The organism is Pelagicoccus mobilis (assembly GCF_016595505.1).
GTDB lineage: Bacteria > Verrucomicrobiota > Verrucomicrobiia > Opitutales > Opitutaceae > Pelagicoccus > Pelagicoccus mobilis.
The window spans coordinates 42,209-56,964 of record NZ_JAENIL010000033.1 but is presented as its reverse complement, the minus strand read 5'-3'; the positions used below and the strand labels follow the sequence as shown (position 1 = coordinate 56,964).

The 14,756-nt window shown below is 53.3% G+C and carries 14 protein-coding genes; 6 read left to right on the top strand and 8 right to left on the bottom strand.

The window, feature by feature from the left end; all coding sequences use genetic code 11:
• The first annotated feature begins 24 nt into the window (after positions 1 to 24).
• The gene (locus JIN87_RS28835; RefSeq protein ID WP_200356871.1) at positions 25 to 1,146 is read left to right on the top strand and encodes a TlpA family protein disulfide reductase; all 1,122 of its coding nucleotides are present in this window, start codon (positions 25 to 27) and stop codon (positions 1,144 to 1,146) included.
• A gap of 12 nt (positions 1,147 to 1,158) precedes the next feature.
• Here the strand turns inward: JIN87_RS28835 and JIN87_RS17390 are convergent, their stop codons facing one another.
• From JIN87_RS17390 to JIN87_RS17375, 4 genes are all read right to left on the bottom strand, one after another.
• A complete protein-coding gene (locus tag JIN87_RS17390; RefSeq protein ID WP_200356870.1) occupies positions 1,159 to 1,911 on the bottom strand; it encodes a tetratricopeptide repeat protein in 753 nt (250 codons plus the stop codon).
• Between the two features lie 26 nt (positions 1,912 to 1,937).
• Positions 1,938 to 4,364 (bottom strand): ABC transporter permease, encoded by a 2,427-nt coding sequence (locus tag JIN87_RS17385; protein WP_200356869.1) that lies wholly within the window; start codon positions 4,362 to 4,364, stop codon positions 1,938 to 1,940.
• Positions 4,365 to 4,522: 158 nt separating this feature from the next.
• On the bottom strand, positions 4,523 to 5,191 hold the full coding sequence (locus tag JIN87_RS17380) for a response regulator transcription factor (RefSeq protein WP_200356868.1): 669 nt from the start codon (positions 5,189 to 5,191) through the stop codon (positions 4,523 to 4,525).
• Complete coding sequence (locus JIN87_RS17375) at positions 5,188 to 6,477, bottom strand: sensor histidine kinase (RefSeq protein WP_200356867.1); 1,290 nt, start codon at positions 6,475 to 6,477, stop codon at positions 5,188 to 5,190. The genes JIN87_RS17380 and JIN87_RS17375 overlap by 4 nt, the downstream gene beginning before the upstream one ends.
• A 161-nt stretch (positions 6,478 to 6,638) precedes the next feature.
• Between JIN87_RS17375 and JIN87_RS17370 the strand changes: the two genes are divergently transcribed.
• A complete protein-coding gene (locus JIN87_RS17370) occupies positions 6,639 to 7,169 on the top strand; it encodes a hypothetical protein (RefSeq protein ID WP_200356866.1) in 531 nt (176 codons plus the stop codon).
• A gap of 118 nt (positions 7,170 to 7,287) precedes the next feature.
• Positions 7,288 to 7,794, top strand: a complete 507-nt coding sequence (locus tag JIN87_RS17365) for an anti-sigma factor (protein WP_200356865.1) — start codon at positions 7,288 to 7,290, stop codon at positions 7,792 to 7,794.
• Positions 7,795 to 7,883: 89 nt separating this feature from the next.
• Here JIN87_RS17365 and kdsA read toward each other — a convergent pair whose 3' ends face one another.
• Positions 7,884 to 8,726, bottom strand: a complete 843-nt coding sequence (kdsA, locus tag JIN87_RS17360; RefSeq protein WP_200356864.1) for a 3-deoxy-8-phosphooctulonate synthase — start codon at positions 8,724 to 8,726, stop codon at positions 7,884 to 7,886.
• A gap of 105 nt (positions 8,727 to 8,831) precedes the next feature.
• Here kdsA and orn point away from each other — a divergent pair, with 105 nt between their 5' ends.
• Positions 8,832 to 9,407, top strand: a complete 576-nt coding sequence (gene orn, locus JIN87_RS17355; protein WP_200356863.1) for an oligoribonuclease — start codon at positions 8,832 to 8,834, stop codon at positions 9,405 to 9,407.
• Positions 9,404 to 10,579: a S41 family peptidase gene (locus tag JIN87_RS17350; RefSeq protein ID WP_200356862.1), complete on the top strand. Its 1,176-nt coding sequence runs from the start codon at positions 9,404 to 9,406 to the stop codon at positions 10,577 to 10,579. Before orn ends, JIN87_RS17350 begins: the two co-directional genes overlap by 4 nt.
• On the opposite strand, the gene JIN87_RS17345 is transcribed toward JIN87_RS17350, so the two are convergent.
• The 3 genes from JIN87_RS17345 to trpD are packed head-to-tail and all read right to left on the bottom strand — an operon-like array spanning position 10,558 to position 14,356.
• Positions 10,558 to 11,964 (bottom strand): tetratricopeptide repeat protein, encoded by a 1,407-nt coding sequence (locus JIN87_RS17345; RefSeq protein ID WP_200356861.1) that lies wholly within the window; start codon positions 11,962 to 11,964, stop codon positions 10,558 to 10,560. The two genes, JIN87_RS17350 and JIN87_RS17345, sit on opposite strands and share 22 nt — an antisense overlap.
• Before the next feature lie 8 nt (positions 11,965 to 11,972).
• Positions 11,973 to 13,313: a phosphohexomutase domain-containing protein gene (locus JIN87_RS17340; RefSeq protein WP_200356860.1), complete on the bottom strand. Its 1,341-nt coding sequence runs from the start codon at positions 13,311 to 13,313 to the stop codon at positions 11,973 to 11,975.
• On the bottom strand, positions 13,310 to 14,356 hold the full coding sequence (gene trpD, locus JIN87_RS17335; RefSeq protein ID WP_200356859.1) for an anthranilate phosphoribosyltransferase: 1,047 nt from the start codon (positions 14,354 to 14,356) through the stop codon (positions 13,310 to 13,312). The genes JIN87_RS17340 and trpD overlap by 4 nt, the downstream gene beginning before the upstream one ends.
• A 215-nt stretch (positions 14,357 to 14,571) precedes the next feature.
• On the opposite strand from trpD, the gene rpmF reads away from it, so the two are divergent.
• On the top strand, positions 14,572 to 14,751 hold the full coding sequence (gene rpmF / locus JIN87_RS17330; protein WP_200356858.1) for a 50S ribosomal protein L32: 180 nt from the start codon (positions 14,572 to 14,574) through the stop codon (positions 14,749 to 14,751).
• Positions 14,752 to 14,756 lie beyond the last annotated feature (5 nt).

Below are 14,756 nucleotides of genomic sequence, written 5' to 3'. Positions count from 1 at the left end.
ACCCGCATGGTCCGTCCCTAGTGCGTGAGTAGTCCAAAACTGATCAAGGCCATCTTCCCAGCAATCTGCCTCGCTCTCACGAGCACGCAACTCGCTTTCGCTTCTCTGAGCCTATCAGCTCCACCAGGAACCTTTGAGCAGGACAGCCAAGTCACACTTGCACGTCACCTCGTCGAGAAACGCACCACCACACAAATTCTCAAAGCGACCACAAACTCCGATGGCTCGCTCTCGCTCAACTACGATGGCGAACCTGGCATCCTTCTTTTAAAAATATCAGGAGAACCTGACCTCACTCTCGCTACGGCTGAAGGCGAATCGATCGCTCTCCAAAAAGCTGGTGACTCTCTCAAAACCGCTGGCTCCCCCGGAACCCTGATTCTAAACCAATACGAAAAGCTGCGAAAAGAGTCGCTCGCCCGTCTCGTGTATCCAACGCGCAACGACATCAGAAAAGCGAAAACCAATTCAGCGAACGACGAGGAAATCGCTCGTCTCACCCAGCTAGAAGTGGATGCCTACCTCGAGCACCTGCGCGAACTGAACGACTTCGTAATCGAGAATGCAGGCAACACCATGGCCCTGTACGGCAGTTCCCTCCGGTGGAACTTCGACTACCGAAATGACGAACTTGCAAAGCTCGTCTCCGAATTCGCTTCCATTCATGGAAACATAAACGCAAGCCAAAGCCTCATTGACCGTCTCGCTATAGCGAATTCAGTAAAACTCGGCTCCACCGCTCCAAACCTCTCAGCCGAGAACCTGAAAGGAGAAAGCGAGTCGCTCGAAAACTATCGTGGGCGGTACGTCCTGCTAGACTTTTGGGCGAGTTGGTGCCCTCCTTGCCGTGTTGAGAACAAGCATTATCAGAAATTGGCCGGTAAGGTTTCGCCGGAGACATTCACTATTTTCGCAGTCAATCTCGACACCCGCAAACAGCTCTGGTCCCAAGCAGTGTCACGGGACAAGGCCACCTGGGTAAACGTATCGGACCTCAAAGGCTGGCACTCTGATCTAGCGGCGACTTATGGCGTCAGCGCCCTGCCGAGCAGTTTTCTACTCGATCCTGAAGGCAAGGTAATCGCCAAAAACCTCAGAGGCCCAGTCCTCGACGCGAAACTCAAGGAACTAGGTCTCCTAAAGTAAGTCGGCCCCAGCCTAGCCGCCAAACGCCTCAAGAGCCTTCTTCGCTCCTTGGTGCTCTGGATTCAATTCCAGCGCCTTTTCGTAGGACGCTTTAGCCTCCATCATCTTCCCAGACGCTTGCTGTTGCTTGGCTAACTCAAAGTGAACCCACCCTTGCTTCGGATCGAGGGCTATCGCAGCCGCGTACTCAGCTTCCACATCCGCAAAACGGTTTTCCTTCTTGGCAATTTCAGCTGATTCGATGTGGCCTCGAAACGGATTAATGCGAGCCACTTCCGCGGCATGTTCCTTCGCTTTCACCATGCTGCCTCCGCCTATCGCAGGTGCGTTCATGTAGTAACGAGCCAGACCGATGTGAGCGCCCATATGATCCGGATTCACTTCGACCGCAGCCTTGTACTGGTCCATCGCTCGCAGGAACGTCGGCCCTGCTTGAAACATGTTCATCTCCTGGCCTCGCATAATCAAAGCGTATCCATAATCCGCTAGATAATCAGCATTGCCAGAAACAAGCTCATTCGCCCGCTTCAGCGCGACAACCGCCGCTTCGTTTTCCTTTAAACCAACCAGCGACTTTCCCAACAAGTAGAACGCTTCACCGTTTTCGGTTTCAGTCGCGGTCAGAGCTTCACCGATCGATTTGCCGCTCCCCCAGTCCGACTTTTCGACAGCAGAACGCAACTCCTCCATTTCTCCAGCAAAGCTGAAAAAAGGAAGAACCAAGGTCGCCACAGCAACCGCAACTGATTTAGGTAGCATTTTCATAACGTAGTCTTTTTTTGGATTCACAATTAAATTGATCTCAAAACCTCCTGAGGATTCGAACGGGTAATTCGATCTGACACGAACCAAGTAGTCGCTACGCTCGCCAGAACGATCACCGAGATGAGCAAGAAACTCGCTCCAAAGAACAAGATGTCCAATTCCCCGCCGAGGCGTCCGTGGAACTTGAAGCTCGCCGCGAACAAACCGATCCCCAGCAAGCAGCCAACCGAAAGCGGCACGACGAGGCGACGGATCACCAGCGCGTTCAATTGGCCGATTTTCGCCCCGAGGGCTAAGCGGATACCCCATTCCCTTGAGCGCTCAGACACATTGAACGCCATTTGAGAACCGATACCGAAAAGTGACAACAAAAGCGTAGCCGTGCCAAAGCCGACAAAAACGAGGTACATGAGAGTTTGGATAGAAAGCTGCCGTTCCAACACCGAATCAATCGACTCCATACTAATCCCCACTTCCGGGTAGCGTTGCTTCATTTCTGTTTCAAACTGAAGAGCATTGAACGTATCCAAGTTTCTAACACTCGTTACATAGGTTACAAATACCCATGGACTTTGCTCGTAAGGAACCAGAATCATTGGCTTGGGATCATCCGTCACATTAGTCTGCGCGTACTCTCCCACCACACCCACGATTTGACGGAAGTCGGGCACAAGCCACGGCATGATCTGCACCTGCTGACTCATCGGATCCTCTCCGGCTGTTAGGAATTTGTCTACGAACGCCTGATTTACCATCGCGACCTTCTGCGACTCGCGATTATCCCACTCATTGAAGCTCCGGCCTGCGACCAGCTTAATATCAAGCTTATCCAGGTAGTCGTTGCTCACCGTATTGTAGACAGCAGTAATGGCTTCCTCTCTTTCCGCCGCCAAATCCCGACCGTTCATCTGAAAACCGAACTCAAGGTCGAACCCCGCAAGAGGAGGACTTGAAGCGAGGACAGTACTACTGACTTCCGAGCGATTCTCCAGCCAATCATCCACCTCAGAGTAAAACGCCGCCAAGCCCGGCAAATCAAACATCCGCGCCTCACCGGGAGAAACAGTGATCATCATCAACTTCTCCTCGTTGAATCCCAAATCAAGATCTCGCAAGCGACGGTACTCGTGAACAACGAGCAACGCCGCCTGCAAGATGGCTACTGCTACCGCTATTTGACCGACCAGCAACGCAGTCCGACTCCGGCCACTTTCACGACTCAAGCCGTGGCGGTTTTCGCCACTCTTGATGATGTCGTTCGTGTTAGAGTGGATAACCTGCAAAGCTGGTAGTAGACCAAAACTGACACTGGAGAGCAACGCGATGACCCCAATCGTCCATCCCAGAGATCCCGACAGACCGATCTCATGCAAACGCGGCAAAAACAAGGCAGGCATGATCGAGTCCATATTGACGATGAACGCCCAAGACAGGAGCCAGCCAAGCCCGCACCCCACAAAACAAATCGCGCACGACTCCATGAAAGCTCGGGCCATCGCTTGCTTCGGGCTCTCTCCAATCGCTTGCCGAACCCCGTTTTCGCTACGGCGTTGAAGACCACTGATAAGTTGGATATTTGCCAGATTCAGACAAGTGGCGAACATAACCAAACTCACCGCCACCAAGATCAAAAGCAATGGCGTTGAGTAATCGCCAACAATAATCGTTTGCAACGTATCCATTGTGGCACCACGGCGACGGTTGGTCCCCGGAAATTGCTCCTCAAGATCGTTAGCGATCTGCCCAAGCTCTTGCTTGGCCGCAGTCTCCGTCACTCCCGGCGCTAATCGCGCCACCACATTCCAATAACGCGCGTCACGCACGAAATACTCTCCCGTCACGTCAGGGAACGGCGTCCATAAGTCGACAAACGACGGCTCGTTAAACGCCTTAGGCATGACTCCAACAACCTGATACGCAGCTTCGTCGAGCCAGATCGATTGCCCGATAGCGCTCGGATCGCTGTTGAATTCCTCTCTCCACAAGCGGTTGCTGATAACGACAGAACGCGCAGCTTCCGATGCGAAATCGTCATCGCTAAAGAAGTTTCCAAATTCAGTGTGGACCTTCAGCACATCCGCGAAATCGCGGGTCACTCGAGAGCCGAGTAGCTGGCGAGTATTGTCCGACTTGTCCTTGAAATTCAGGAACTGCATTCGGTAGCCAAACATCCCCGTGAACGATTGTTGACGCTCCCGAAAGTCACGAAAGTCAGCAAGAGCCATGAAGTTTACCACCTTACCAGTCTTCTCATCTACCGACTGGATTCCGTACAACTTATCGCTCTCCGGGAACGGGAGCGGTTGCCTCACCACCGTATCCGTGATCGTCCAAAGAACAGCTACCGCGGCAGAGCCAAAAGCAAGCAGGACAATTGAGAGAAGCGCTTGGAAGGGTTTACGTTTCCAATAGCGAGCCGAGTCGCGAACAAGAAGAGAGGGATAGATCGACATGATGGGAACAGAATAACAGGAGTTGCGAAATATGTGATGTGCCATTGGTCATGCGAATTCGAAGAAATCAGTCATGACGATTGTCACACTACTCCCTTACCCAGGGGGAGACTCAAGGTTGCGAGGAATCACGCGATGCCTCATGCAACACCGCGCTTTCAGATGAGCCCCAAATCCCGAGCCATCAAAGCCGCCTGCGTGCGGTCGAGTACACCGAGCTTTCCCAGAACGTTTGACACGTGATTCTTCACCGTACCCTCAGCAAGCGAGAGATTCGCTGCGATCTCCTTATTGCTACACCCTCGAGAAAGCCAAATAAGCACCTCTTCTTCGCGTTGGGAAAGCGGTTCTTGCAGACGAACTACAGGCCGCTGCGGAGTCGATGCCGCAGGAGTAGAGATACGATTAAACTCGGCGAGCACCTTCGACGCGATCGACGGCTGCAGAAAAGACTGACCCGAGCTCACCGCCTTGATCGCTTCCACGAGCTGTTGCGAGGGAGTATCTTTTAAAAGATAGCCAGATGCCCCCGCTTTCAGAGCTTCAAAAACGCGCTCGTCATCATCGAAAGTCGTCAAGGTCAGCACGTTCACTTCCGGCAGCTCCTCCTTGATGGCACGCGTCGCGGCCACTCCATCCATAATCGGCATGTTCAGGTCCATCAAGACGATGTCCGGACGTTGACCGCGACACGCCTCCAAAGCCTGCTGACCATCATGGCATTCGGCCACGATCTCCAGCGTTTCCTCAAGGGAAAGAAGCGTCTTAAGGCCCTCAAGAAACAAGGATTGATCATCTGCTAGAATTACTCGGATACGATCGCTCATCGTGGAATCGAAACACTGAGACGAAATCCTTCTCCTGGCGAGGTCGAAAACGTAACCGTCCCATCCAAAAGTTGGATACGCTCCCGAATCCCCATAATCCCAAACCCTCCAGCAACCTCGGAGCAGCCCTTGCCATCATCTGCCACAGACAGCGTCACCTTCCCTTCGTTGGCATAACTAAGCTCCAGCCCAACGCTCTTCGCCTCCGCATGCTTGCGCACATTGGTCAAAGCTTCCTGGGCCGAACGATAGAGAGCGGCTTCCTTGGCCGTGGGGAGCTTCTCCGGATCGCCTCTCAACTCGAAGCGAGTCTCCAAGCCTCCACTCTGGTTCGTCTCCAAAAGCTCTTCCACCGTATCCGCCAGGGTACGACCATCTAGCGGTGAAGAGCGAAGCGAAGCCACTGAGGAGCGAATATCCGACAAGCCTTTCTTCGTAACCTCCTGCGCTTTTTCCAAAAACTCAGAAGCCTTCGAGCTATCCTTCTCCATCAAAGCCCGTGCCGTCTCGATTTGCATGTTAACGACGGTGAGCGAGTGCCCGATCGTATCGTGGATCTCTCGGGCAATACGGTTTCGCTCCTGCGTCGCCGCCAATTCCTCAGCTTGACGATACGTCGCACGAAGCCGCTCGTTCGCCTCATCCAACTTCGACGAAAGCGCGAACGCCCTAGCTCGCGACCTACGCTCGCGCCGGAAGATATAAAACATCATGGCCGAAAACAAGTAGCCCGAAAACATGGTCACCGAATCGACGACTTCCCACCAGCCACCCCACATGAAATAGGCCAGCACCACCCAAGCCGCGCATTGGTAGACAAGGTAGAGAATCGCCGTCCCCAAATTGAAAATCAGAGTCGCAAAACCGGCTACGATGAAGAGCAGCACATAGTTAAACCCGAAATAGCCCGTATTGAGATGGGTCACGTAGATATAGGCGAAACAAACTGGACCAAAACCCAGCAGGTAAAAAACGATTTCCCCCAACTGTCCCCTGTCTTTCTCTTTATAAGGATCCTCCGGACCAAACCCAACTCCAGACTTCCCCAACAGAAATCCCTGATAGACCCAAGCTCCGGCAAACCCAAGCCAGAGAATAACCTGCAACACCGAAAGCTTCCCGCTCAGCTCACGCTCCGCCAAAGCAAACGGAAGAATAAGAGCCACAACAAGCAACAGCCCCCCGAACAGGGCGAACACCAGAGAGCTGTTTCGCTCTACGTTTCGCGCCTGCGTGGTCGGCCTTAAATCCGATCCAACTACCTCATCTTGAAGCACATTGCTCATTCGCCTGAAAGCTAGCGCAAATCCTTCCCCGCTGTCATGTGCCAAAAGTCACGCCTCAGACTCAGAACGGCGGATTTTTTCCAAAAGCAGTGAATAGGAGGCTGCCCGGCCACGTCTTAACCCGCGAACACACGAATTTAACCTCAAACGGACACGCATTTATGAAAACAATCGCAACCCTTACCCTCCTCGCGGCAATCGCCGCGTTCATGTCACCCCAACAAGCGGTCGCTGGAGACAAGGAGAAAGCCCTGATCGGCGGTCTCATCGGAGGCATCATTATCGGATCCGCCCTTGCCGACGACCACACCCACGTTTCAACAACCGTTTCCTATCATCATGGAAATCACGGCCACCACAGAAGCCATTGCAACCACGGACACTGGAAGTGGACCAGCACCAAACACTGGGTTCCAGGCCACTATAAATACAGCCGAGACTGCCACGGCCACTCCGTCAAAATCTGGGTTTCCGGATACTACGACTACCACAAAGAGAAAGTATGGGTAAAGGACTGCCGTTGCAGCCACTACACTCGCTCCAGCCGAGGGCACCACTATCGCTACGATAGCCACAAGAGCCATCACGACCACTACCGTCACCACGGCAAGCACGGCAGAGGCAGCCACCACGATCGCGGTCATCGAGATCATCGCCATCACAGCAGCACCCAAATCGTCAGAAACTACTAGTTGACCACACACAGCTGCAGGCGACCTCGCCTATCGGGGCCGTCCTCAAGCAATGAGAAAATTCCAAGCTTCCAATTTCCGCCAATTCAGCGCATGATTCACACCTAACTCCTTCAAGATGAAGCCGCTCCAAGAGATTTCCGACGCCCAAGCCCAGCAGCTAATGAGCCTGCTGCACGACGGCGAGCTATCCCCTGAGGGCGCTGAACGCTTGAATGAGTATCTCCAAAGCAATCCTGAAGCGATCGACTGGCTAGAAAATCTGGACGCTACAAGCGACTTGGAACAGTCGTGCCCCACACCTTCGCAGAAAGCCGAAGCAGTCACGACCATCCAAGAAAGCATCGCTGCCGAGGCGAAAGCTCCATCAGCCGGAGGAAACGTCCTCCTCAGATTCCCCACCCTTTTCCGCCCAATCGCCGCCGCCGCTGCCGTGGCGGTCATCGGGACCGTCACTTGGCTCGGGCTACGTCCTTCCGCCACCGCCGAATTCGAGCCCAACATCGTCGAGTTCGTAGCCTCGGACATCCCCGATTCCAGTACCTACGTCTATTCCGACGAAGAAAGCGGCTGGACCGTCGTTTGGGTGGACTCCGATAGCGGCGAATTCGATTCCCAAGGATAACCTCCCAGAAGGTAACGGCCATCGTCCTCGATGGCCCTTTTTATATCCTCAAGCGACCACCCACGATGATGGCCGCCAACTTTTCAAAGTTACTCGACCTCGATCGCAGGTTGGCTCTTCACCAAATCGTCGATCTGCTTCATCTGCGAAAGGAAACCTTCGAGGCGATTAAGAGGCAACGCGCAAGGCCCGTCGCACTTGGCATTTTCCGGATCTGGATGAGCTTCCAGAAACAGACCCGCCAAACCAACCGACATTCCCGCCTTCGCCAAATCGAACACCTGGCGTCGACGCCCTCCAGCTGCCGTAGCCGTGCCTCCAGGAATCTGAAGAGCGTGAGTCACGTCGAAAATCACCGGGCAATCGAACGCCTTCATGATTCCGAAGCCGAGCATATCAACCACCAGGTTGTTGTAGCCAAAGCTCGAACCACGCTCGCAAAGCATTACCTTGTCGTTCCCCGCCTCGTTCAGCTTCTTGATGATATGCCCCATCTCACGCGGAGACAAAAACTGAGCCTTCTTCACGTTAATGATGGCTCCAGTCTTCGCCATCGCCACCACAAGATCCGTTTGCCGGCAAAGAAAAGCAGGAAGCTGGATAATATCACAGACCTCCGCCACCGGAGCCGCTTGATACGGCTCGTGCACATCCGTGATAAGAGGCACGCCATAGGTCTCCTTGATTTCCGCCAAAATCTCCAAGCCCTTCTCCATCCCCGGCCCACGATAGCTAGTCACCGAGGAACGGTTCGCCTTGTCGAACGAAGCCTTGAAAACGTAGGGAATTCCCAGCAGATCCGTGACTCTTTTATACTCGGCAGCGATTTCGAGAGCGAGATCGCGGGACTCGAGCACATTCATACCAGCCAGAAGGGTAAAGGGCTGGGCGTTGCCACACTTGATGTTTCCGATTTCAATCACCTTGGACATGGCTTCGTTCTTCCCTGTTTGGTTGACTTCGCCAACTAAAAACAACACCGCTCCCAATATTTAAAACCTCCCAACACCCTTCGCTGTAAAAATCGCTCCATTCCAATGTCAAAACGCCGCTACTGCTGGATTGATCTCGAAATGACCGGCCTGGATCCGGAAACCGACCGCATCGTCGAAGCCGCCGTGATCATCACCAACAAACACCTCGAACCCGTATTCGAATGGGAGAGCCCAATCCGTCAGCCACAAGAGGTTCTCGACGGCATGAACGATTGGTGCAAACACCACCACGCGGCAAGCGGTCTGCTCGACCGTATCCAAGATGGAATTACCGAACAAGAGCTAGACGACAAACTCGCAGAAATAGCCCTACAGTACTTTAAGAAAAAGAATCCCTGCATAATCGCAGGAAATTCGATCGCCCAGGATCGCAAGTTCATCGATAAGTACCTTCCTCAATTCTCCTCCCGGATCCACTACCGCATGCTCGATGTATCGAGTTTCAAAATCGTTTTCCGCGAAATGCTAGGTCGCGAGTTCAAAAAAGAAAACACCCACAGAGCCTTGGACGACATCCGGGAATCGATTGCTGAACTCAAATACTACATGACTGCGATTGACGCCTCCAACCTGGCACCAATCGATAACACCCCTAAGGAGAAAAAAGCTGGCGAATGACGCGTTCTCGCTTCCTCAAAATTTTGCTCTGCCTCAGCTGTTACTATTCCATTAGCTTCGGCGGAGAGCTAAGCGAAACGCAAAAAAGGAAGCTCGTCGAAGCGGTCGGAAAACGTCTGGAACAGAAGGCTTACGCATTCGAAACCGATTTCTCCCTTTGGGAACAGTACGCTGCCCAAAGAGAAGAAGAAATCCGGCAAGCAAACAGCAAAGAGGAGTTAGCAAAAGTCCTTGGCGAGGCATTGGACGAATTCGACCTCTCGCACCTCGGAATATTCGCCCCCTCCACCGTAAAACTTCGCCGAGCAGGCAAACGGTCCGGCATGGGGATAACCATCCACCCGCTCGAACAAGGAGGCGGACTCATCAGCTACGTCCTCTCGGACAGCCCGGCAGAAAGATGCGGACTCCAAAAAGGAGACGTCTTGGAGACAATCGATGGCGACCCGCTTACCGATTTGAAACAGCTAGCCGGCACCATAGGACAAGAGAGAGCAATCGCTTGGAGACGGGGCGAGAACAGAATGTCCGGAAAAATTGTATACGCATCATTCTCGCTCTCCGAACCAAGCAGCATGAAGTGGATTACCCCCGACGTAGCGCTCATCCGAATACAAAGTTTTCAGTACCGATTCTACAAACTCGCTCGCATCAATCGGTTTTTCCGCGAATCAAAAAACGCCAAAGCCATCATAATCGACCTACGCAACAATCGAGGTGGGCTCTCGCTCTATTCGCGGCACTTGGCCTCAAAACTCTCATCCTCCCGCGACACCTTCGCCTTGCTAGCCAACAAAAGGTACAGCCAAAAGAAACTCCACCCACTCCCCTTTTCAAATCCCTACCAAGGGCAAGTCATCGTGCTCACCGACTCCCTCTCTGCCAGCGCTGCCGACATCGTACCCGCGTTCGTCTCCGAGAGCGGTCGAGGAACAGTCATCGGCGAAAAAACAAGCGGAGCCCTCCAATTAGCCCGCAGCTATCCTCTCCCCTACGGCTTTCGCATCTACTTACCGATAGCCGAGATGCTCACCCCAAACGGGAACCGACTGGAGGCTAAAGGGTTTCCCCCTGAGATTGAACTAAGCCTCGAAAACACAATCAACGACGATCAAATTATCCGAATCGCGCTAGATCAGATCGAAACAGTTCAGGCCTCTTCCGAGGAATAGAAACGATCGATCTTATTCGCGACATCCCGAAAGGAAATGTCGTTTGCGTAAATGAGCTTGTAGCGTCGAATCGCATCTTCCTTGTCACCGATCGCCTCGCAACATTCCGCCGAGGAATAGATGACGTCCTTTTTGAAATCGTCCATCCCAGGAGTTTCGGCGATTGCCTGATCAAACTGCTCCAGAGCCAAGTCGAACAGCCGCTTCTTCGAGAAGCTGCGACCAAGCATAACAAACGCACGCTGCTTCAAACTATTGCTTCGCTGAGCCACCTGAAATTCTCGGATCGCCTCATCCACTTGCCCCGCAGAAAGCAACAATTCGCCGAAGCTTAAGCGCTGCCCGTAATCGTTGGGAAACTGCTCAACCAATTTACGAGACTCCTCCAACTTCAAAAGCTCTAGATCATGCTCCAGCTTTTGGATACGCTCCACAGAATCTTCGTCTCCTTTCGACTCATTGAGCAGCTTCTGCAAATCCAACTCGGTCGCCTTAATCATGATCTCGCTACGAAGTTGCTTCAAAACAACATCAGCCGTCGCCTGAGGCAGTTGCGCAGCCTTGTCCAACCAAACGAGAGCCTCTCTGTACTCATCAGTGAAAAGGTATACTTTTACCAATTCCTTGTATAGATCCAGGTCTTGAGGGTCCCGATGGATCGCATCGACCAACTCCCTCGCCTTCCCGTGCAGATCGTCCGAATCCTGTATCAGACGGTTCTCCCGCTCCAAAGCTCCAGCAAGGTCCTCATCGCGCAGCTTCGAACGAAAATCCTGCTCCTCCTCCGCCCACTTGCCCTTGTTGATCGAGTGGGCAACTGAAGCGGATTTGACCAACTCCTGAATAATCGAATTTTCAGGTTTCAACTGCTTCAGTCGCTCGGCGATCGATACCGCTTGGTTGGTCTCTCCTATTTGGATCAACGCCTCGCAATAGCGTTTCATCAACGCGAAATCCTTCGTTTCGCTATCACAGATATTCTGCAGGCAAAAAACCGCAGTCTCGTACAAACCAAGCTCTTCGGCCCCTGCCGCGACCAAAGACAGAGCCCCCGCGTCAACCGGATTCCGAGACAAGGCACGTTCTCCGTATTGCATCGCCAATCCAGGGTTCTTCTTGATATACGGCTTCCCGTAAACAACGAGAGTCCGCACCTCCACGGCCAATTTCGACTTCAGAAGAAATCCACGTCCTTGTTTCGCAAATACACTTTGCTGCGCTTGACGCAGCAGATGACGAACCTCCAGGCATCCCGGATTTTCAGCGAGAATCGACGAGCAAATCTCGATCGTGTATTCAAAGTTTCCGCGCTCGACCGCGATTCGAGCATTCTCGAACTGCTTCCGCACTCTGCGGTCAAGCTCTTTGAGCGGAACTTCGGCCATGACAAAAGCTATACCAGATCGAGATCCTTCTCAACCGCAGTCTGCAATACTTCCATGGAAGCCGCCACAACCGTCGCAGTTCGAGCTTCCACAAGCAATCGAATCTTTGGTTCCGTACCCGAGTACCGAACAAGCAAGCGTCCTTCCTCGCCTAGCTCCTCGGTCAAACGGTTGATACAAGCCGTGATCTCAGGACAGCTCTCAAACGGGGGCTTGTCTGCAACACGCAACGCCTTCGACGACTTTGGATAGGCGGAGTAGACATTTTCCACACCGCCACGAACCTCAATCTCCGATACCGCCAGAGCGGAAACAAGACCGTCTCCCGTTACCGCGAAATCGCCGTAAACCAAATGCCCTGACTCTTCGCCACCCAGCGTGTAGCCTTCCTTCAACATCAAACGAGCAATATGCTTATCACCAACATCAGTGCGCTCGACCTTGATTCCACGTTCACGCAACGCAGCATCGAGCCCTAAATTGCTCTGCACCGTCGTCACCAAGGTATCTTCATGCAAGGTGCCTGCATTCTTAGCAGCGATCGCCAAGATAGCGAGAACAGCCTCTCCATCGATAGGCTCGCCGGACTTGTCAAAAACGACCAGACGATCCCCATCTCCATCGAAGGCGAACCCGAGGTCGTATTCAGCATCAGTATACATCGCCGCCATGGACTCCGGGTGTTCACTGCCAACGTTCGCATTAATGTTCGAACCATCAGGAGCATCGCCAACCACCGTAATATGAGCGCCGAGGGCTTTGAATACTTTCGGGGCAATCTCGAACATAGCGCCATTCGCGCAATCGAGAGCAACCCTCTTGCCCTCCAACATTCCAGCTGGAAAATGCGAAGCCACCGCATCCGAATACTGTTGCCGGAGCGCGGTTCCCTCCTCCAGGCGAACCGATCCCGCATCGGCCATACCGTCGAGCGTTGCTTCTCCTACAAAATCGTCCAGAGCCTGCTCCAAGGCCTCCGACGGCTTAACCCCCGTACCCTCGAAGAACTTTATTCCGTTGTCACAAGCCGGGTTGTGAGAAGCGGTAATAGAGCACGCCAGAGCGGCATCACTCTGTCTCGCCGCAAACGCGACACAAGGAGTCGGAGCCACGCCGAGATCGACCACGGTCCCTCCTTCCAGCGACACCCCCTTGGCAAAGGCCTGCAGGAGCTTTTCTCCAGACTCACGAGTGTCACGGCCGACCACAACTTTCGGAGCCACCACATTTTGCAGCTCGCGAGCAGCCCGAACCGCGGCCTTGCCCGCTCGAAACGCAATTTCATCGTTCAGGGTTTCGCCGCCATAAAGACCGCGAATCCCATCCGTTCCAAAAAACTTCAAACTCATAGAGCAGTATAAAAATCCTTAGTGTCACTCAGCTTCGCTTTCACAGCGCCGCCCAACAGCAAATCACGAGCCTCCTGAATCCCAGCCTCGATCGACTCCGCACGCCCTACGACATGCAGAGCAGCACCCACATTCAGGCACACAGTATTCTCCAAACCAGCTGGAGCTTTCCCGGCTAGCAGTTCGTCTAGGATCTTGAGATTATCCTCCAACTCGCCGCCCAAAAGATCAGAGACATCAGCCTCAGGCAGGCCAAACTCTCCAGCGTTCCAACTGGCATCGACCGTGTCCAAAGCTCCAAAGCCTCTTACGCGGTTGGTTCCCACCACGCTCATCTCGTCCATGCCACGTCCGTCAGCCAAAGAGGTGTGGGCAACCAATCCCGCCTTCAAATCGAGAGCATGCAATGTGCTCGCCAACATATCGACTACGTCGGCCGAGAATACGCCAAGCAACTGATGAGCTGGACGAGCCGGATTAATCAGTGGACCAAGGATATTAAATACAGTTCGCTGCCCTTTCGCCGCCAGTTCCTGGCGAACTGGCATGATCTCCTTGAACGCAGGGTGAAAAGCGGGAGCAAACATGAAGCAAAACCCCAGAGCCTCCATCGATTTGGCAAGCGTCGCATCGTCCGCCATCAAATTTACGCCCAAGGCTTCCAGCAAATTAGCGCTGCCGCATTTAGAAGTGATCGACTTGTTGCCATGCTTCAGCACAGGCACCCCCGCAGCCGCTAGGGCGAAGACAACCGTCGTACTAATATTAAAGCTGCCGATCTTGTCACCTCCCGTTCCACACACGTCGATCCCATCAGCCTGCCACTTCTCCAAGCCCGGGTTTCTCGCCAACTCGCGGAAGCGGCCAGCGATTCCAGCAACCTCCGAAGCGACTTCGCCCTTTTGGGCTAGAGAGGTCAAAAACTCAGCCTTTACGCCAGATGGCACATCCGCAGAGGCCAGAAGATCCGCTGAGGTTGCGGCTTGCTCGGCAGACAAATCGGATCCCTGCGAGACGAGAGAGGTAAGCTCGTTCAATTCCATATGACGGGAAGAACTAGGCAGCTCTTTCTTGTAAAACAATTCAAAATACACACAGGATAGCCTCCTAATTATATCGCTTCTCAATCAGGCGATACGGCTGCTCTCAGCCTCAGTTTGTTATTTTGAAACAATAACTTGACGGAGGTAGGGCCACGAGTTATCAAGCGCAGCTTTTCTTTAAAGCAGAAGAACACTGACCACGGAATTTACGTACAATGGCTAATCCAAAACGCAAGCAATCCAAGCGCCGCAGCCGCCTTCGCAGAGGCGCCAACCGTTTCGAGGCTCCCGAGCTCGCGAAGGATCCGATCGACGGATCAGCATTCCGCCCACACCGCGTGAATCCAAACAACGGCATGTACCGCGGCCGTCAAATTCTCGACGCTTCCATATAAGGAAG

Bases quoted from the DNA above. Each gene is read 5' to 3' on its own strand.
- rpmF (WP_200356858.1), top strand. From the start codon at position 14,572: ATGGCTAATCCAAAACGCAAGCAATCCAAGCGCCGCAGCCGCCTTCGC.
- JIN87_RS17340 (WP_200356860.1), bottom strand. From the start codon at position 13,313: ATGAGTTTGAAGTTTTTTGGAACGGATGGGATTCGCGGTCTTTATGGC.
- kdsA (WP_200356864.1), bottom strand. From the start codon at position 8,726: ATGTCCAAGGTGATTGAAATCGGAAACATCAAGTGTGGCAACGCCCAG.
- JIN87_RS17380 (WP_200356868.1), bottom strand. From the start codon at position 5,191: ATGAGCGATCGTATCCGAGTAATTCTAGCAGATGATCAATCCTTGTTT.
- orn (WP_200356863.1), top strand. From the start codon at position 8,832: ATGTCAAAACGCCGCTACTGCTGGATTGATCTCGAAATGACCGGCCTG.
- trpD (WP_200356859.1), bottom strand. From the start codon at position 14,356: ATGGAATTGAACGAGCTTACCTCTCTCGTCTCGCAGGGATCCGATTTG.
- JIN87_RS17345 (WP_200356861.1), bottom strand. From the start codon at position 11,964: ATGGCCGAAGTTCCGCTCAAAGAGCTTGACCGCAGAGTGCGGAAGCAG.
- JIN87_RS17370 (WP_200356866.1), top strand. From the start codon at position 6,639: ATGAAAACAATCGCAACCCTTACCCTCCTCGCGGCAATCGCCGCGTTC.
- JIN87_RS17375 (WP_200356867.1), bottom strand. From the start codon at position 6,477: ATGAGCAATGTGCTTCAAGATGAGGTAGTTGGATCGGATTTAAGGCCG.
- JIN87_RS17365 (WP_200356865.1), top strand. From the start codon at position 7,288: ATGAAGCCGCTCCAAGAGATTTCCGACGCCCAAGCCCAGCAGCTAATG.
- JIN87_RS17385 (WP_200356869.1), bottom strand. From the start codon at position 4,364: ATGTCGATCTATCCCTCTCTTCTTGTTCGCGACTCGGCTCGCTATTGG.
- JIN87_RS17350 (WP_200356862.1), top strand. From the start codon at position 9,404: ATGACGCGTTCTCGCTTCCTCAAAATTTTGCTCTGCCTCAGCTGTTAC.
- JIN87_RS17390 (WP_200356870.1), bottom strand. From the start codon at position 1,911: ATGAAAATGCTACCTAAATCAGTTGCGGTTGCTGTGGCGACCTTGGTT.